At 62.7% G+C, this 17,728-nt stretch carries 17 protein-coding genes and 1 pseudogene; 8 read left to right on the top strand and 10 right to left on the bottom strand.

Going from position 1 to position 17,728, the window contains the following annotated elements; genetic code table 11:
* Positions 1-28 precede the first annotated feature (28 nt).
* On the bottom strand, positions 29-241 hold the full coding sequence (locus tag BLR63_RS14650) for a cold-shock protein (protein WP_010563695.1): 213 nt from the start codon (positions 239-241) through the stop codon (positions 29-31).
* A 273-nt stretch (positions 242-514) separates the two neighbouring features.
* Between BLR63_RS14650 and BLR63_RS14645 the strand changes: the two genes are divergently transcribed.
* Positions 515-1,417: a LysR family transcriptional regulator gene (locus tag BLR63_RS14645; protein ID WP_010563696.1), complete on the top strand. Its 903-nt coding sequence runs from the start codon at positions 515-517 to the stop codon at positions 1,415-1,417.
* On the opposite strand, the gene BLR63_RS14640 is transcribed toward BLR63_RS14645, so the two are convergent.
* Together BLR63_RS14640 and tcuC are read right to left on the bottom strand one after the other, a co-directional pair.
* Positions 1,409-2,167, bottom strand: a complete 759-nt coding sequence (locus tag BLR63_RS14640; RefSeq protein WP_010563697.1) for a substrate-binding domain-containing protein — start codon at positions 2,165-2,167, stop codon at positions 1,409-1,411. The two genes, BLR63_RS14645 and BLR63_RS14640, sit on opposite strands and share 9 nt — an antisense overlap.
* The gene (tcuC, locus tag BLR63_RS14635; protein WP_010563698.1) at positions 2,164-3,471 is read right to left on the bottom strand and encodes an MFS transporter; all 1,308 of its coding nucleotides are present in this window, start codon (positions 3,469-3,471) and stop codon (positions 2,164-2,166) included. Before tcuC ends, BLR63_RS14640 begins: the two co-directional genes overlap by 4 nt.
* Before the next feature lie 199 nt (positions 3,472-3,670).
* On the opposite strand from tcuC, the gene BLR63_RS31505 reads away from it, so the two are divergent.
* Positions 3,671-3,817 (top strand): hypothetical protein, encoded by a 147-nt coding sequence (locus BLR63_RS31505; RefSeq protein WP_162830755.1) that lies wholly within the window; start codon positions 3,671-3,673, stop codon positions 3,815-3,817.
* 36 nt (positions 3,818-3,853) lie between these two features.
* On the opposite strand, the gene BLR63_RS31500 is transcribed toward BLR63_RS31505, so the two are convergent.
* Positions 3,854-4,030 carry a hypothetical protein gene (locus tag BLR63_RS31500; RefSeq protein WP_162830756.1) on the bottom strand — a complete coding sequence of 59 codons (177 nt, stop codon included), beginning with the start codon at positions 4,028-4,030 and terminating at the stop codon, positions 3,854-3,856.
* Between the two features lie 127 nt (positions 4,031-4,157).
* Here BLR63_RS31500 and BLR63_RS14625 point away from each other — a divergent pair, with 127 nt between their 5' ends.
* The gene (locus BLR63_RS14625) at positions 4,158-5,081 is read left to right on the top strand and encodes a LysR substrate-binding domain-containing protein (RefSeq protein ID WP_010563699.1); all 924 of its coding nucleotides are present in this window, start codon (positions 4,158-4,160) and stop codon (positions 5,079-5,081) included.
* A 55-nt stretch (positions 5,082-5,136) separates the two neighbouring features.
* On the top strand, positions 5,137-5,499 hold the full coding sequence (locus BLR63_RS14620; RefSeq protein ID WP_010563700.1) for a 5-carboxymethyl-2-hydroxymuconate Delta-isomerase: 363 nt from the start codon (positions 5,137-5,139) through the stop codon (positions 5,497-5,499).
* A 3-nt stretch (positions 5,500-5,502) separates the two neighbouring features.
* Here the strand turns inward: BLR63_RS14620 and BLR63_RS14615 are convergent.
* The 4 genes and pseudogenes from BLR63_RS14615 to BLR63_RS14600 all read right to left on the bottom strand — a co-directional run bounded on the left by BLR63_RS14615 (position 5,503) and on the right by BLR63_RS14600 (position 11,004).
* Positions 5,503-6,437, bottom strand: a pseudogene (locus BLR63_RS14615) (LysR substrate-binding domain-containing protein).
* A gap of 138 nt (positions 6,438-6,575) precedes the next feature.
* The gene (locus BLR63_RS14610; RefSeq protein ID WP_010563702.1) at positions 6,576-7,763 is read right to left on the bottom strand and encodes a cyanate transporter; all 1,188 of its coding nucleotides are present in this window, start codon (positions 7,761-7,763) and stop codon (positions 6,576-6,578) included.
* Between the two features lie 176 nt (positions 7,764-7,939).
* A complete protein-coding gene (locus tag BLR63_RS14605; RefSeq protein ID WP_010563703.1) occupies positions 7,940-9,382 on the bottom strand; it encodes an aldehyde dehydrogenase family protein in 1,443 nt (480 codons plus the stop codon).
* Positions 9,379-11,004 carry a 5-guanidino-2-oxopentanoate decarboxylase gene (locus BLR63_RS14600; RefSeq protein WP_010563704.1) on the bottom strand — a complete coding sequence of 542 codons (1,626 nt, stop codon included), beginning with the start codon at positions 11,002-11,004 and terminating at the stop codon, positions 9,379-9,381. The genes BLR63_RS14605 and BLR63_RS14600 overlap by 4 nt, the downstream gene beginning before the upstream one ends.
* Positions 11,005-11,115: 111 nt before the next feature.
* Here BLR63_RS14600 and BLR63_RS14595 point away from each other — a divergent pair, with 111 nt between their 5' ends.
* The gene (locus BLR63_RS14595; RefSeq protein WP_010563705.1) at positions 11,116-11,991 is read left to right on the top strand and encodes a LysR substrate-binding domain-containing protein; all 876 of its coding nucleotides are present in this window, start codon (positions 11,116-11,118) and stop codon (positions 11,989-11,991) included.
* Between the two features lie 107 nt (positions 11,992-12,098).
* Here the strand turns inward: BLR63_RS14595 and BLR63_RS14590 are convergent, their stop codons facing one another.
* Positions 12,099-12,713 carry an NAD(P)-dependent oxidoreductase gene (locus tag BLR63_RS14590; protein WP_010563706.1) on the bottom strand — a complete coding sequence of 205 codons (615 nt, stop codon included), beginning with the start codon at positions 12,711-12,713 and terminating at the stop codon, positions 12,099-12,101.
* A 144-nt stretch (positions 12,714-12,857) separates the two neighbouring features.
* On the opposite strand from BLR63_RS14590, the gene BLR63_RS14585 reads away from it, so the two are divergent.
* Positions 12,858-13,763: a LysR family transcriptional regulator gene (locus BLR63_RS14585; RefSeq protein ID WP_010563707.1), complete on the top strand. Its 906-nt coding sequence runs from the start codon at positions 12,858-12,860 to the stop codon at positions 13,761-13,763.
* Between the two features lie 129 nt (positions 13,764-13,892).
* On the opposite strand, the gene BLR63_RS14580 is transcribed toward BLR63_RS14585, so the two are convergent.
* Positions 13,893-14,771: a helix-turn-helix domain-containing protein gene (locus BLR63_RS14580; RefSeq protein ID WP_010563708.1), complete on the bottom strand. Its 879-nt coding sequence runs from the start codon at positions 14,769-14,771 to the stop codon at positions 13,893-13,895.
* A gap of 188 nt (positions 14,772-14,959) precedes the next feature.
* On the opposite strand from BLR63_RS14580, the gene pobA reads away from it, so the two are divergent.
* Both pobA and BLR63_RS14570 read left to right on the top strand, forming a co-directional pair.
* Positions 14,960-16,144 carry a 4-hydroxybenzoate 3-monooxygenase gene (gene pobA, locus BLR63_RS14575; RefSeq protein ID WP_179130351.1) on the top strand — a complete coding sequence of 395 codons (1,185 nt, stop codon included), beginning with the start codon at positions 14,960-14,962 and terminating at the stop codon, positions 16,142-16,144.
* 66 nt (positions 16,145-16,210) lie between these two features.
* On the top strand, positions 16,211-17,728 hold the full coding sequence (locus BLR63_RS14570; RefSeq protein WP_050901319.1) for an MDR family MFS transporter: 1,518 nt from the start codon (positions 16,211-16,213) through the stop codon (positions 17,726-17,728).

Genomic DNA, 17,728 nt, shown 5'->3' with positions numbered 1-17,728 from the left:
AGGGGGGAACCGGTCATTCGAAGGTTTTTCAGCCTATCAGTCGGACTTTGTCTGCCTGCATACCTTTTTGCCCTTGTACGGCTTCAAAAGAGACTTTCTGTCCCTCCTCCAAAGTCTTGTACCCACTGCCTTCGATGGCCCTGAAGTGCACGAACAGGTCGGGCCCGTTCTCCGGGGTAATGAAGCCGTAGCCTTTTTCACCGTTAAACCATTTGACTGTGCCGTTTTGTCTGTCGCTCATCGCTCGTATCCTCGAAACCCTTATGTGTCGCCGCCGCCGATGCGTCGTCGGTGGTGGTATCCATAATGAAAGTCGCGAAGGCGCACCCCGTCAATGCAGTGGATGACCGACGGTACTGTCATTCATGACAGGTTCGCCGCGCGTGCCGTTGAGGGATACTGCGAAGTTTTGCGCCACGTTTCTGCGAGAGTCGAACCGCCGTTGCAGCGCGCATGGCGCCCTGTTCTCTCCCCGACGATAATGCTCTCCACCTCGACCACACTGGCCACCTCCGTGATCATCAACTTTGACCTCAACGACCTTCAAGCCTTCCGCGCGGTGGTAGACAAGGGCAGTTTCAGCGGCGCGGCCGAAGCCATCCGCATCTCGCAACCGGCCCTTAGTCGTCGCATCGAAAAACTGGAGTCCGCCCTCGACGTCAAACTCTTCGAGCGCACCACGCGGCGCGTCAGCCTGACCATGGTCGGCCGTGCTTTTCTTCCGCAGGTCGAGCGTATTCTCGACGACCTTGATATCGCCCTGATGGGTATCAGCAACGTCGCCTCCACGCGCATGGGCAATGTGACCATCGCCTGCGTGCCCTCCACTGCGTACTACTTCATGCCCCACGTGATTTCCGAATTCCACAAGCTGTATCCGAAGATTCGCATTCGGGTGCTGGACGCCAGCGCCGGCGAGGTGTGCAACGCGGTGGAGAGTGGCGAGGCGGATTTCGGCGTGAGTTTCAGCGGCAGCCTGGCCGATGAGGTGGAGTTCGAGCTGCTGTTGCAGGAGCGCTATGTGCTGGCTTGTCGGCGTGACCACCCGTTGGCCGGGCGCGTCAGCGTGCCCTGGGCCGAAGCCTATGAGCATGACTACATCTCGGTGGACAAGACCTCCGGCAACCGCTTCCTGCTGGACCAGGCCCTGCGCGGAGTGCGGGTGAAAAAGCCGAGTATCTGCGAGACCCATCACGTGACCACGATGATCGGGCTGGTGGAGGCGGGGCTGGGCGTGGCGATGGTGCCGTCGATTGCGATGCCGGCGGACGATCACCCGATTCTGGTGAGTGTGCCGTTGGTAGAACCGCAGGTGATGCGCAACGTGGGCTTGATCAAGCGCCGCGGGCGGACATTGCCGCCGGCGGCGCTGGAGTTGGAGCGGTTGGTGCGGGAGACGCCGTTTCGGTCAGCGTGACACCGAGTCCAGGCCGGTGGATTGCACCACCGGCTGGGCTTCGGGCGACGCCAGGTAGTGCAGCAACGCCCTGGCCTGGGTCGGGTGTTCGGCATTGACCGGAATACCCGCGGCAAAGCGCGTCACTGATTGCACATCTTCCGGGAGCTTGCCGACATACGTCACACCCGGCACCGGCAACAACTCCGCGACCTGCTGCAAACCTACCTCGTAGTCGCCCTTGGCAACCTGTTCGGCCACCGGCAGGCGTTCGATCATGCTGCCTTTGGCCGGCATGCCGAGTTTCTTGAACAACTCTTTTTCGACATACACGCCGCTGGCGCTGTCCGAATACGCGATCGACTTGGCCTGGCTCAGCACGGCCTTGAGTTCGGCATCGGTTCCGATCGCGGGTTTTGGCGCGCCTTGCCTGACCACCAGGCCGATGCGCGAGTCGGCCAGTTCCACCCGGGAAGCGGGGTCGACCTTGCCCTGCTTAATCAGTTCGTCCAGGGCGTAACCGACCATGATCACCACATCGGCCTGTTCGCCACGGGCCAGGCGGTTGGGAATCGCTTCCGGCGCCTTGCCCATGGACGGACCGAGAAGCGTCTCGAGGGTGTCTCCGCTTTGCCGGGCGTATTGCGGGCCCAGCAACTTATAGGCAGCGGTGAAACCGCCGGAGGTCATCACCTTGAGCGCTTCGGCCTGGGCCGTCAGCGCTAGAGCGCCGAGGGTCAGGGCCGTCAGGGTGTTCAACAGTGCTTTCATGACGACGCGCCCTGCATCACCTGACCACGGGTGTTGACCCGGTGATAGAGCGCCAGGGTCGAGCACAAGGCGCACGTCGCGGCGAACATCATCCAGTAGGCCGGCGAGGCCTTGTCGTCGGTGATGTGAATGAACCAAGTGGAGATCGCCGGAGTAAATCCACCGAAGATCGCGGTCGCCAGGCTGTAGGCCAGGGAGAAACCTGCCACGCGCACTTCCATCGGCATGATTTCGGTGAGGGCCGGGATCATGGCGCCGTTGTACATACCGTAGAGGAAGGAGAACCACAGCAGGGTTTCCAGCATACGGGCAAAGCTGGGGGCATTTACCACGTAGGACAGCGCTGGGTACGCCGTGAGAATGGTCAGCACGGTCATGGCGACCAGCACCCGTTTGCGACCGAAGCGGTCGCTCAGGCTGCCGCCGATCGGCAGCCAGACAAAGTTCGACACGGCCACCAGCAAGGTCACCAGCAGCGCATCGGAGGTGCTCAGTTGCAGCACGGTCTTGCCGAAGGTCGGTGCATACACGGTGATCAGGTAGAACGCCGTGGTGGTCATGGCCACCATCAGCATGCCGCCGATCACCACGGTCCAGTTCTTCGCCAGGGTTGCCAGCACTTCACGCATGGTCGGGCGGTGTGTGCGGTTGGCGAACTCTTCGGTTTCCTGCAGGTTGCGCCGCAGCAGAAAGATAAACGGAATGATGACGCAACCGATGGCGAACGGAATACGCCAGCCCCAATCGGCAACCACCGCCGGTTCCATCCACACGTTCAGGCCATAACCCAGTGCGGCGGCGACCACGATGGAGATCTGTTGGCTACCCGATTGCCAGCTGGTGTAGAAACCCTTGCGGCCGGGGGTGGCCATTTCCGACAGGTATACCGACACCCCGCCCAGCTCGGCGCCGGCCGAGAAGCCTTGCAGCAGGCGGCCCAGCAACACCAGCAACGGTGCCCACAGGCCAATGGTGTGATAACCCGGCACAAGCACGATCAGCAGCGTGCCGCTGGCCATGATCGACAGGGTCACGATCAACCCTTTGCGTCGACCGACGTCATCGATGTAGGCGCCCAGAATCACCGCCCCCAATGGCCGCATCAGGAAGCCTGCGCCGAACACGGCGAAGGTCATCATTAATGACGCAAACTCATTAGCGGCGGGGAAGAACGCGGCAGCGATATAGGTGGCGTAGAAACCGAACAGGAAGAAGTCGAACTGCTCAAGGAAGTTGCCCGAAGTAACGCGGAAAACCGCACCCACTTTCGAACGGGCAGAGTCGGGCCGGGAAGGGTTAGTCATGGTTTTGTGTCTCCAGCGTTCTTTTTAAAATGCTTGTTTCGCTTAAGACTTTAGATAGTGGCTGACACATTTAGAAATGATAAGTGAATAATTCAGATTTATTGATGCGTTCAGGTTATTAATCGACAGGGCACGTCCACATGACGTGTCCTGTTCTATGCTCTCAGGTGTAACCAACACTTACGGATGGGAGGTGGCTATGGGTAACGAACACAAGCAGCACGAAGCACCGGAGCGAGAACAACCCCGGCAACCCCATGAGGAAGAAAAACCCCAGACCTGGAAGCACCCGGACGACGGTACGGAGCTTTCCGAGCGGGATCAGGAACGTCCGCTCAAACCGTGACGATCAGGGCCGGCCAGGCCCATTGTGCGAGCGGGGCTACACCAGTAATGACGTTGGAAACCCCGCCGCCAGCATCAGATAGGCCACCACCGCCGCCAGGCACAGGCCGACGAACACCCGCAACAAGGTGCGGACGGTGGGGTGGGCGATGAAGCGGATGACCCATAGACAAAACCCGGCCAGGAGGATGACCAGGACGAGAATGACCAGCACGGTGGTGTTCCTGTGACCTTTGAGCGCTGTTTATAGTCCCAAACCCGCCAGATGAACAGTGTGCGCATAGACGCGGCCCTCCGGGCTTTCTACACTGCGGCCTGTTGTGGGAAAGGGGGAGGCGCCGATGAATCGCAATGAGTTACGCAAGGCCGACATCAATCTGATGGTGGTGTTCGAGGCGCTGATGCTGGAGCGCAATGTGACGCGGGTAGCGGAGAAACTGTTTCTCGGCCAACCGACCATCAGTTCGGCGCTCAACCGACTGCGTACCCTGTTCAACGACCCTCTGTTCATTCGCGTCGGCCACCGCATGGAGCCCACTGCGCGAGCCGAGGAGATCATCCAGCATTTGTCGCCGGCGCTGGATTCGCTGTCGTCGGCCTTGAGCCTGACCCATGATTTCGACCCCTCCGTCAGCACCATGACTTTTCGCATCGGCCTGTCCGATGACGTCGAGTTCGGCCTGCTGCCGCCGCTGCTGCGCGCCTTGCGCCAGGAAGCGCCGATGGTGGTGTTCGTGGTGCAGCATGTGGATTACTGGCGCATTCCCGACTTGCTGGCTTCCGGCGATATCACCGTCGGCATCACCCAGACCCGCGGCCTGCCGGCGAATGCCAAGCGCAAGCTGCTGCGCCATATCCGCCCGCTCCTGGTGCGCGCCGATGCTTCGGACCGGCCGTTGACCCTCGATGAGTTTTGCGCACGCCCCCATGTGCTGGTGTCCCACACCGCCAACGTGTCCGGGTTCGCCGATGAATGGCTGGCGGAAGTCGGTCGCAAGCGCCACGTGGTGCTATCGGTGCCGCAATACAGCGCGTTGCCGGCCCTGCTGGCGGGCACGGATTTGATCGCCAGCGTGCCGGACTACGCCGCCGAGGCCATGGCGCAGTCGGGCAATCTGTTCTGCGAGCCGTTTCCGTTCGAGACGCCGACCCTGGATTTGTCCATGGTCTGGCTCAGCCATGTGGACACCGATCCGGCTGAGCGCTGGGTGCGTTCGCGGCTGGAAGCCTTCATGAGTGACCGCGGCCTGGCGAAAAAGGCCTGATGCCTTTAACCGTGTTATATCTACGAACCTTCCTACGAATGACTCGGAGCCCTCCATGCCGCACCTGCACCTGGAATACACCGCCAACCTGACTGGCCTGGCCGTCGAGAAAATCCTGTTGCGGCTCAACAACGTGCTGATGGTGTCCGGGCAGTTCGGCTCCGAGCTCGATATCAAAAGCCGGGCAATCAAGCTCGAGCGTTTTCAGGTGGGCACTTCTCTGAGCCCGCGCGGCTTTATCGCGGTGAAGTTGTCGCTGCTCAGTGGGCGCTCCGCGCAGGTCAAGAAGCAGTTGTCGGACAGCCTGTTGGCCGCGTTGCAGGACCTGGGGGACTGGCCGGCGGACCTGCAGGTTCAACTGAGTGTCCAGGTGGTAGACATGGACCGTGATTCCTACAGCAAAGTCGTCATTGGCTGACGCTTACAACAGACCCTGATCCGCACACACCTTCACCACCTGCTCGCGAAACCAGATATTGGCGCTGTCCTGTTCACTGGTTTCATTCCACTGCATATCCAGAGTGAACCCCGGCAACCCGTTGGGCGCCTCGCAGCAGCCGAACAGCGCTGCCGGCGCCAGCAGTTTTTGCACGCGACGCGGCAGGGTGATGATGAAGTCGGTGCCGGTGATCATCTTCAAGGCCGCGCTGTAGCTATTGGCCCGGGCGACCACTTGGCGCTTGTGGGCCTGGCGCGCGAGCCAGCCGTCGATCATGTTGGTGTCGGACGTCCACGGCGTGGGAAACACATGGCGCCGTTCGGCGAAGGCTTGCAGGCTGAACGCCGGCTCCCGGGGGCCGAGCGTTTATCGAAGACGCACACCAGGTCGTCCTCCAGCAGCATCTGGGTCTTGAAGTCTTTATGGGCGCGGTGGAAGTTCGGACCGAAGCAGATCACCAAGTCGAGGCGGCCTTCGCGCAGGTCATCGGCGGGGATGTCGGTTTCCAGCTTCTGCACATTGACGATCACCGGCAGGTCGGCGCGGTCGAAGTTCTTCAACAGGCGCGGCAGGATCAACTGTTCGAAGTATTCCGGCGCGCAGACATTGAAGGTCACGGCCTTTTGCGTCGGGTCAAAAACCTGGCCACCGGCGTGGCACAGGTTGATGCTTTCCAGAATCTTCTGAACATGGCCGTACATGGTGCTGGCCTTGTACGTAGGACGCATACCGGCCCGCGTGTTGATAAACAGCTCATCCTCGAAACTGGTGCGCAGTTTCTTCAGGCTGTAGCTCACGGTGGACTGGCTGACGAACAGCGTTTCTGACACCTCGGTCACGCTGCTCTGGTCGTAGACGGCGATAAACACCATCAAGTCCTGCATATCGAGTTTTCTGAGCAAGTTGCTGTTTAACATCGGTTCCGTCCGTAAACCCGTTGCACCGAACTCAGCACAAGGCAGCGCAAAAGCTTAACGGAACGTACGTGCCAATAGAAAGCTCTGTAGGGCGTTTCTATTTTTTTGCATGGGACAAATACTGTTTGCAACACGACGTCAGCGGATATGCCGCGCGTAATGCCGTGGGTCGAAGCGCGTGACGATCAGTAGCATCACCACGATCACGGCAGTCAACGACCACCAGGCCCATTCAAAGCTGCCCAGCCGGTCGCGGATCATCCCGGCGATCAGCGGCGACAGGCCGGCGATCAGGTAACCGATGCCCTGCACGAACGCCGTGAGGCCACCGGCGCGACGCGGGTTGTCCAGATGGTCGAGGGACAGGATCAAGCTCATGGGAAACAGGCCGCCGATGCCCAGGCCGAGCAGGCATGGCCACAGCAAACTCAGGTGTTGGGGGCTGAGGATCAGGCCGCAGAACCCGAGGATGATCAGCACCAGCAACACCGCGACCACGCCGCGTTTATCCCGGCGGCGGTTGGCGATGGCGGGGGTGATCAGGCCGGACACCACTTCCATCGCCGTGAGGAAACCCAGCAGCAGACCGGCATTCTGTTCACTCCAGCCTTGCTCCACGTAGTACGGCGCCAGCCACGCCAGCACACAGGTGTAGGACGCGGTACCGAGGCCGAAAAAGACCGCCAGCAACCAGGCACGACGGTTGCCGAAAAACGCCTCCTGAGGGCCGGGGTCGGCCTGGGGCAATGGCGGCAATGCCGAGCGTTGGGCCCACCAGAACACCAGGGCCAGCAATGCCAGCGCCGTCCAGATTGCCAGCCCGATGCGCCAACTGCCGGTGTGCAGTTGCACGAACGGCGCGAACGACGCCGCTAACGCTGCCCCGCCCATGATGGCGGTGACGTACAGGCCCATGAACAGCGAAACGTTGTCGCTGAACCGCGATTTGATCAGCGCCGGCATCAGCGCCTGGATCATCGCAATCCCCATGCCCGCCGCGATGGCGCTGACGATCAGTTCCAGCGCCGAGTCGAGCACCAACCGCGACAGTGTCGCCAGGCCAATCACCAGCAGCGACAGCACAATGCTGCGATGCTCGCCAATGCGCTTGGCCAGGCCCATGCCGAAGAACATCGCCAGGCCCATGGCCATGACCGGCAACATGGTCAGCAATGCGGCGCTGCTGAAACTCAGCGGTACATCGGCGCGAATCGATGACAACAGCGGGCCTACGGCGGCCATCGATGGACGCAGGTTAAGGGCGACCAGCACGACACTGATCATCAGCCAGAGGGCGGTGGTGGGTTTTGCGCGAATGTTTTCCATGGGACGGGCCTTGAATAGTCAAGGGCGAATCAGGCCATGCACGGGGGAGGGGGGCAAATGAGAAAGTCGCAGGGGCTATTGAAAAATTGCGGATGTCGAAGGTGGGGGCTGTGGCATACAGGCGCTCTGTGGCGCGCGCTGTTCACCATTAGCCTGCAGCCCCCTGGGCACAGTGATCAGTTAGCCCGGATCACATGCTTGAGCTCCTGAAACGCCGCTAACCCCCACGGTCCCAACTCGCGGCCGATGCTGCTCTGCTTGTAACCGCCCCATGCCGTCTGCGGGAAGATCACCTGCGGCGCGTTGATCCACACCATGCCTGCCTGCAACCCATTGGCTACCCGTTCGGCGCTGGCGGTGTTGGTGCTGACCACACTGGCCACCAGGCCGAAATCGCTGTCGTTGGCCAGGGCGATAGCTTCGTCTTCGGTGGCGAAGCGTCGTACACACAGCACCGGGCCGAAGATTTCTTCATTCCACAATGCGCTGTCCAACGGCACGTCGGTGAATACGGTCGGGCGAATGAAATAGCCCTTCGCCAGATCCGCCGGACGTTCACCGCCACACAACAATCGCGCGCCAGCTTCGATGCCGCGTTGGATATGCCCCAGCACCCGCTGATACTGCGTGCGGTTGATCAGCGCGCCCATTTCCACGTCCTCGGCAAACGGGTCCGCGACGCGAATCCCTTCAGCTCGCGCTTGCAAACGCTGCAGGAAATCATCCGCCAGGCTGTCGGCCACCAGCACCCGACTGGTGGCGGAACACATCTGCCCGGCATTGAAAAAACCGCCGCCGCACGCCAGTTCCACGGCGAGGTCGAGGTCGGCATCGGCCAGCACCAACAGCGAGGATTTGCCGCCCAATTCCAGGCTCACGCCTTTGATGGTTTCGGCGGCGCGCTGCATCACCTGCACACCGACGGCGTTGCTGCCGGTGAAGGAAATCTTCGCCACTCTGCGGTCGGCGGCCAACGGCGCACCGACAGCCAGGCCCGTGCCGCAGACCAGGTTGAATACGCCAGCGGGAAAGCCGGCGTCGGCGATGATTCGGGCCAGTTGCAACTCCGCCAGCGGCGTGACTTCCGAGGGTTTGAGCACCACGCAGCAACCGGCGGCGAGGGCCGGGGCGAGTTTCCAGGCCGTGGTCACCATGGGGAAATTCCACGGCACGATCAACCCCACCACACCGCACGGCTCGCGGCGCAGGCGTGCGCTGAAGTCGTCGCTGGGCAGCGCCACCGCGCGGTCCTGGTCGGCGTCCAACTGCTCGGCGAGGCCGGCGTAGTAGTCGAAGGTGGCGATCACGTCGTCCACATCGATGCCCGCTTCGAACAGCGGCTTACCGTTGTTGCGGGACTGCAACTGCATCAACTGCTCGCGTTGCGCCCCCACACCTTGCGCGACCTTGCGCAGCAGCGCGGCACGCTCATGGCCGGTGCTTTTGGACCAGTCGACAAACGCCACGCTGGCCGCATCGACCGCGTCGCTCACGGCGTTCCCATCGCCGACGCTGACGTGGGCCAGGCTCGCCTCGGTCGCCGGGTTGATCACTTCCAACACGTCGTGGCCGGCACGCCATGTACCGTTGATATACACACCGTTCAATACTGCACTCATCGCGCTACCTCCTTCATCCAAAGCCCCTGGTCGATTTCAATCAGCGTCGGCCCCTGGCGATCAGCGGCGACGCGCAATGCGGTGCGTAAATGTTCGACGTTGTGGACGCTTTCTGCCGCCGCGCCGAGGGCCTTGGCCACCGCGATAAAGTCCGGCGTATAGATGTCCACGCCAACCGGTTCGATGGCGCGGTTGAGCATGTATTTCTTGATCTCTTCATAGCCCTGGTTATTCCACAGCAGCACGATGATCGGCGTGCGTGCTTCCACCGCGCTGGCCAGTTCTGGCAGGGTGAATTGCAGCCCGCCGTCGCCGATCAGGCACACCACCGGTTGCCCATCGCCACGCCCCAGCCAGGCGCCGATGGCCGCGGGCAGGGCGTAGCCCAAGGTGCCGTAGCCGGTGGAGGCGTTGAACCAGCGGCGCGGGTGGTCGAGGTTCAGGGTCAGGTTGCCGCTGTACACCGGCTGGGTCGAATCTCCCACCATTACGGCGTCGGGCAGGGCCTCCAGCACGGCGTGGAGCAGCAGGGTTTGCGCGCGGGTCGCGGTGTCCCAGGTGGGAGTCAGTTCGGCCCACAGACGGGCCACGCGTCCAGCGCCCCAGGTGCTGCTGCGAGCTGGCAATGGCTGGCCGTTCAGCGCGTCCAACAGGGCGGCAGCGGCGATCTGCGCGTCGGCCACCAGCGCCACGCGCGGCGGGTAGTTGCGCACGGTCTGGTCCGGGTCGATGTCGATGCGCAGCAGCGCGCCGGGGATCTCGAAGCCGCCGGCGAAGGTCACGTCGTAGTCGGTCTCCGCCAGCTCGGTGCCGATGGCCAGCACCACATCGGCTTCGGCCACCAGCGCGCGGGTGGCGACCAGGGTTTGGGTCGAGCCGATCAACAATGGATGCGCGGCGGGCAGCATGCCCTTGGCGTTGATGGTCAGGGCCACCGGTGCGCCAAGGGTTTCGGCCAGGTGCGTCAGTTCGGGCGCAGCGTCAATCGCGCCGCCACCGGCCAGGATCAACGGGCGCTTGGCCGCGGCAAGCAACTGGCTCATCTGCTTGACCGCCGACGGTGCTGCTCCGGCACGGGCCACGCTGACCGGTGCACTGCCCAGCAACGCATCGGCGTTTTCCACCAGCACATCCAGCGGGATCTCGATGTGCACCGGGCGCGGTCGACCGGCGTGGAACAACGCAAAGGCCCGCGCCAGCACGCCAGGCAGTTCCGCCGCCGACATCAGGGTGTGGGAAAACGCCGCCACTCCGGCGATCAGCGCGCTCTGGTTCGGCAACTCGTGCAACTTGCCGCGCCCGCCGCCCAATTGGCTGCGCGATTGCACGCTGGAAATCACCAGCATCGGGATCGAGTCGGCGTAGGCCTGGCCCATGGCCGTGGTGATATTGGTCATGCCGGGGCCGGTGATGATGAAACATACGCCGGGCTTGCCGCTGGTGCGCGCGTAACCGTCGGCCATGAAACCGGCGCCCTGTTCGTGGCGCGGGGTGACGTGACGGATGCTGGAACGGGCCAGGCCACGGTACAGCTCCACGGTGTGCACGCCGGGGATGCCGAACACCTGGTCCACGCCGTAGCCTTCCAGGAGGTTGACCAACACTTCGCCGCAGGTCGCCATAGGGGTCGCTCTTGTTATGGATTCGGAGCGGTATTGGAACGGCAGGCCCGTAGCGGCAACAAACGATAAAAAGTCATACTAGCCATGTCTCCACGTCATGGCTCAGCCCCTATGAAACGCCTCCCGCCGTTGCCTGCGCTGCACACCTTCTGGGTCACGGCCCAATGCTGCAACTTCACCCGCGCCGCCGAGCAGCTGCACATCACCCAGGGCGCGGTGAGTCGCCAGATCGCCGGGCTGGAAAGCCACCTCGGTTATGCCCTGTTCCAGCGTCAGGCGCGGGGCTTGAGCCTGACCGAAGAGGGGCGTGAATGGTCGCTGCGGGTGCAACAGGTCTTCGGCTTGATCGGCGAAGCGGTGGAGCACATCGGCAGCCGCCGCGCGACCTTGCAACTCAAGGCCTCCACCTGCGTGATGCGCTGGCTGCTGCCGCGCCTGATGCAGTGGCAACGGGAACGCCCGGACGTGCCGGTGGAGCTCACCACCACCGTGGCCTACACCGTGGACTTTCGCCGCGAGCAATTCGATGCGGCGGTGATCTATGCGCCCATCGCCGAGCAATCGGCCGAGGCACGGCACTTGTTTGACGAACAACTCACTCCGGTCTGCGCCCCGGCACTGCTCGACGGCCTGCATACGCCAGCGGATCTGCAGCGACAGGTGCTGCTGCACCCCACGCGGGACGAGCGGGATTGGGCGTTGTGGCTGACGGCGGCGAATACCCGCGTGAACAATTTGAGCCAGGGGCATCATTTTGAAACGCTGGATTTGGCCATGACCGTGGCGTCCCAGGGTTCCGGAGTGGCGATTGGCGACAGCGCGTTGATTGGCGAGGATTTGAAGGCCGGGCGCCTGGCGACGCCGTTCGAACTGCGGGTGCCGACGGGGATGGGCTATTTTCTGGTGTATCCGCCGGGGACGCAGCCGTCAGCGGGGCTGGAAGCGTTGATGAACTGGCTGGTCGATCAGGCCGCACAGCCCTTATAGGAGCGAACTCGCTCGGGAAAAACCCGAGAACGCTGCGGGGTATCAGATACCCCGAGTGATCGTTGACGTTTTTCGCGAGCAAGCTCGCTCCTGCACAGGGCGTTGTGTCAGTAGCCGACGGTGAAGCGTTGGCGCGAATGCTTCGGCGTTTCCACTTCATCGATCAGGGCGATGGCGAAGTCGGCAAAGCTGATCCAACTGCGGCCTTCGCTGCTCACCAGCAAGTCATCCTGGCCCAGACGGAAGGTGCCGGTGCGCTTGTCTTCCACGAACTCCGCCGACGGCGACAGGAAGCTCCAATCCAGGGTCTTCTCCTCACGCAGCACGTCGAGAAACGCCGCCCCTGCGCTGGCTTCGGCTTTGTACTCCGCCGGGAAGCCCTCGCTGTCGATCACCCGCCCGCCGCCCGGCAGCAGCAGCGAACCGGCGCCGCCCACCACCAGCAGGCGTTTCACCCCGGCCTTTTTCACTGGGTCGATCACCGACGCGGCGGGCAGGGTGGCGAAGTGCGCCGCGCTGATCACCACGTCGCTGCCGCTGACGGCTTGCTGCAGGGCCGCGGCGTCCAGCGCATCGACTTGTTTCACGGTCACGCCAGGACGCGCGGCCAGCGTGTCGGTATGGCGTGCGATGGCAATGACGCTATGCCCACGACGCAGTGCTTCTTCCAGCAATTGGCTGCCGGCACGGCCGGTGGCTCCAATGATTGCGATCTTGCTCATGACGTTCTCCGGTACGGTTGGGGTTTGAAACGCTTCACCATTTCATTTCGCCCTTGGCGGCGTTGGCGAACAGAGCTTAGTTGCACCAAACGCAACTAAAAATGCGATGCTGGGACATAGTTTGTTTCTGAAATCGGGCAAATCATGGATCGTCTTCAAGCAATGCGCGTGTTTGTCACCGTGGTGGACCTGGGTAGCCAGTCTGCGGCGGCCGACCATCTGGACCTGTCGCGCCCGGTGGTGTCGCGCTACCTGGCTGAGCTGGAGGACTGGATCGGCGCGCGCCTGCTGCATCGCACCACGCGCAAACTCAGTCTCACGGCGGCCGGTGCGGAAACCCTGCCGCGTTGCCGACAATTGCTCGAATTGTGCGGCGACATGCAGGCCGCCGTCAGCGAGCCGGATGACGCGCCCCGCGGGCTGCTGCGCTTGAGTGTGAGCACCTCGTTCGCCCAGGCGCAATTGGCCCAGGCCATCGCCGAGTACGTCACGCGCTACCCGCTGGTCACGGTTGACCTGCAGGTGCTCGACCGCACGGTGAACCTGGTGGACGAGCGCATCGACCTGGCGATCCGCACCAGCAACGACCTGGACCCTAACCTGATCGCAAGGCGCCTGACCGTCTGTCGTTCGGTGGTGTGTGCCACGCCGGCTTACCTGCTGGCCCATCCGGCCCCGCGCAAAGTCGAAGACCTGGCCCGGCACAACTGCCTGACCCACGCCTATTTCGGCAAAAGCCTGTGGCATTTCGAAGAAGGCGGCGAGCACATCTCGGTGCCGGTGCACGGCAACATCACCGCCAATGAGGCCAGCACGTTGTTGCGCGTGACACTGGCCGGCGCCGGCGTGGCGATGCTGCCCAGTTACCAGGCCGGGGACTACATCCGCCGGGGTGAACTGGTGCGCCTGTTGCCCGACGCCGAGCCCCGGCACATGAACATCTACGCGGTCTACGCCTCGCGCAAGCACATGCCCTCGGCGTTGCGCAGCCTGTTGGATTTCCTGGTGCAGAGGTTCCCGGAAGAACCGGTGTGGGACATCGGTCTCTGACCCTGTATCAACGGGTTGAATGTCGCCCGATAATGGCAACTTGCCCTGGCTCACCTATGCTTTCAACAGCACCCTGTAGATCCGCTCAGAGGTCTGTGCCAGTTCCCCATACCGGTCGTTTCAGTGCGCTCAGGTAGTCGGCGGCTCTGCCTTCAGGTGCTCGCGAAATGCCTTGGGTGAGAACCCGACCCGTCGGCGGAACAGCCGCGAGAAGTTGGTCGGGTCGGAAAAGCCCAATACTTCCGACATTTCATTGATGGTCATGCTGGTGTAGGTCAGCAGGCGCTTGGCTTCCAGCAATTGGCGGTCATGCATGATCTGTAGCGCCGGTTGCCCGCCCAATTCCCGACACGTCCCATTCAGGTGTGAGACCGAGATCCCCAGCTTGTGGGCCAGATCCTCGATCTTCGGGTGTTCGCGGTAATGCTGTTCGACCAGTTGGGTAAAGCGCCGGAAATATTCACGCCCTCGCGGTGCCCGTAGGTGACGGCGCTGGATCGCCTGGCGACTGATCCAGACCAGCACCTCACTGACCAGGGCGTGCATCAGCATGTCCCGGGCCGGCAGTTCATCGGCGTATTCGTCCTGCAGGCGCGCGAACAGACCGTTGAGGTATTCGCTGTCCTTGCCCGCCGGATAGCTGCCCAGCACCTGTAGTCCGTCGACCGTCGTGCCCAACTGTGCCTGCAAATGGCTGACCAGCGGCGCCGCCAGGGTCAACACGTAGCCTTCGACCTCTTCATCGAAACGAAACCCATGCACACACAGCGGCGGCAGCACCTGGAGGGTGGCTTCGTTGAACGTGGTGCGCCGGCCCTCGATTTCCAACTGTGCCTGGCCTTTGTGCACGTACAGCAACTGGCACAGGTCCGCGTGCCGGTGGGGCTGGATTTCCCACTGGTATTCCCGACTGCGCCGGGAAATGGTTTCGCAGTGCAACAAATCAGGGGTCGGCCATTGCAGGCTTTCTCCGTAAAGCTTGAAGACCGGAATCGCGGTTTTGGTCATGGTTTCAATCCGATACTCGGCAGAGTGGTGCGGTAATCGCCCCGATTGGCAAAAAGCGCAGGTTTTGGCTCAGTTTTCACCTTCTTATGCCGGCCACTCAAGTGAAAAATGTCAGCAACAAGACCAATGACAACTCTTTCACCCGATCCGTTCGGGCGAAGCTTGCGGACATAAAAATAATGAAAACGCTGAAAACTCAAGTCGCCATTATCGGCGCCGGCCCTTCCGGACTGTTGCTCGGCCAGTTGTTGCACAACGCCGGTATCCAAACCCTGATTGTTGAGCGCCAGAGCGCCGATTACGTTCTCGGCCGCATCCGTGCCGGCGTGCTGGAACAGGGCATGGTCGACCTGCTGAGGCAGGCGGGCGTCAGCCAGCGCATGGACAGCGAAGGCCTGGTGCACGATGGCTTCGAACTGGCACTCAATGGCCAACTCACCCACATCGACCTCAAGGGTCTGACCGGCGGCCAGTCGGTGATGGTCTACGGCCAGACCGAAGTCACCCGCGACCTGATGGCCGCCCGCGCCGCGGTCGGTGCCACTACGCTGTACGAAGCACGGGATGTCCAGCCTCACGATCTTAAAAGTGATCGACCCTGGCTGACCTTCGAGCATGAGGGCGAAGCGTTTCGCCTGGAATGCGACTACATCGCCGGGTGCGACGGTTTCCACGGCATCGCACGCCAATCGATCCCAGCAGAGTCGCTGAAGGTGTTCGAGCGGGTCTATCCCTTCGGTTGGCTGGGCATCCTGGCCGACACCCCGCCGGTGCACGATGAACTGGTGTACGCCACGCACCCGCGCGGCTTCGCCCTGTGCAGCATGCGTTCGCCGACCCGTAGCCGCTATTACCTGCAAGTGCCGCTCGACGAACCGCTGGACGAATGGTCGGACGCGCGCTTCTGGGACGAACTGAAAACCCGTCTGCCCAGCCACCTGGCCGAGCAGTTGGTGACCGGCCCATCGATCGAAAAAAGCATCGCGCCGCTGCGCAGTTTTGTGGTCGAACCCATGCAGTACGGGCGCCTGTTTCTGCTTGGGGACGCCGCGCACATCGTGCCGCCCACCGGGGCCAAGGGTTTGAACCTGGCGGCCAGCGACGTGAGCACGCTGTTTCGGATCTTGCTCAAGGTGTACCGCGAGGGGCGCGTGGACTTGCTGGAAAAATACTCGGCGATTTGCCTGCGGCGGGTGTGGAAGGCCGAGCGGTTTTCCTGGTGGATGACCTCGATGTTGCATCGGTTCCCCGAGGCCGATGGCTTCAGCCAGCGCATTGCCGAGAGCGAGCTGGCGTATTTCATCGGTTCGCAGGCGGGGCGCACAACCATTGCCGAGAATTACGTCGGACTTCCTTACGAAGCTATTGAGTAGCCTGCTATCGTAGCCAGCATTCCCGTGGGCCACCTCGTCCCACGGGCCTTGCTTGAAGGTTCTGCCGTGACTCAGCTCAATCAGCCCGCACTGCCCATTCCCGCCGTGCGCAGCGTCCTTGTCTCATTGATGATGGCGATTTTCCTCGGGGCCCTGGACCAGACCATTGTCGCCGTGTCCATGCCGGCCATTTCCGCGCGCTTCCACGACGTCAACCTGTTGGCCTGGGTGATCTCCGGCTACATGGTGGCCATGACCGTGGCCGTGCCGATCTACGGCAAGCTCGGCGACCTGTACGGGCGGCGGCCGATGATGTTGATCGGCATGGGCCTGTTCACCCTGGCCTCGCTGTTCTGCGGCATGGCGCAAAGCATGGAGCAACTGGTGCTGGCGCGGGTGCTGCAGGGCATCGGCGCCGGCGGCATGATTTCGGTGAGCCAGGCGATCATCGGCGACATCATCCCGCCCCGTGAGCGCGGGCGCTACCAGGGTTATTTCAGCAGCATGTACGCGGTGGCCAGCGTGGCCGGGCCGGTGCTGGGTGGCTACATGACCGAGTACCTGTCGTGGCGCTGGGTGTTTTTGATCAACCTGCCGTTGGGCGCCGGCGCCTGGTACGTGGCCCATCGCTCGCTGGTGGGGCTGCCGTTGCCGCAGCGCAAGCCGATCATCGATTACCTCGGCACCGTGCTGATGATCATCGGGCTGACCGCCTTGCTGTTGAGCATCACCGAAATCGGCCAGGGCCACTCTTGGCATGAGGATCGCGTACTGGGGTTGTTGGCCTGTGCGCTGGTGGCCTTGAGCCTGTTTGTCTGGCACGAACGCCGCGCGCGCGAGCCCTTGCTGCCGATGCACCTGTTCGCCAACCGCAACGCAGTGCTGTGCTGGTGCACGATTTTTTTCACCAGCTTCCAGGCGATTTCCCTGACGGTGCTCATGCCCCTGCGCTTTCAGACGGTGACCGGCGCCGGTGCCGATAGCGCCGCCTTGCACCTGTTGCCCTTGGCGATGGGGTTGCCGATGGGCGCCTATTGCGCCGGGCGCCTGACCTCGGTGACCGGGCGTTATAAACCGATGATTCTCGGTGGCGCGCTGCTGAGTCCCTTGGCGATTCTCGGCATGGCCTTCAGCGCACCCCAGGCGTTGGGGCTGACCGCGGTGTTCATGCTGCTGTGCGGGATCGCTGGCGGCATGCAGTTCCCCACGTCCCTGGTGGGCGCGCAGAACTCGGTGGAGCAACGGGACATCGGCGTCGCCACCAGCACCACCAACCTGTTCCGTTCCCTCGGCGGCGCGGTGGGCGTGGCGTGCATGTCGGCGTTGTTGCTGGCGCTGTTGCAGGATTCCAGCTTCGCCCACTTGGCCAGCGGTGCGTTGGTGGCGGAGGGCAGTTCCGGCAACGTCTTGCTCGATGGCCTCAACGCCGCTCCAGGCCCGGCGCAGGAGGCGCTGCGCGGGGAGCTGGCGCTGACGTTCCGGCATTTGCTGATGGTCAGCGCCGCCGTGTCGCTATTGGGGCTGGCGGCGGCGCTCGCGATGCCCAACCGGATGCTGCGCGGTCGCGAAGACAAGGCCGGGTAG

The sequence above is a fragment of the Pseudomonas extremaustralis genome (assembly GCF_900102035.1).
Taxonomy (GTDB): Bacteria; Pseudomonadota; Gammaproteobacteria; order Pseudomonadales; family Pseudomonadaceae; genus Aquipseudomonas; species Aquipseudomonas extremaustralis.
Note: the sequence above shows the minus strand (reverse complement) of the source record. Positions and strands in the feature narration are given on the sequence as shown.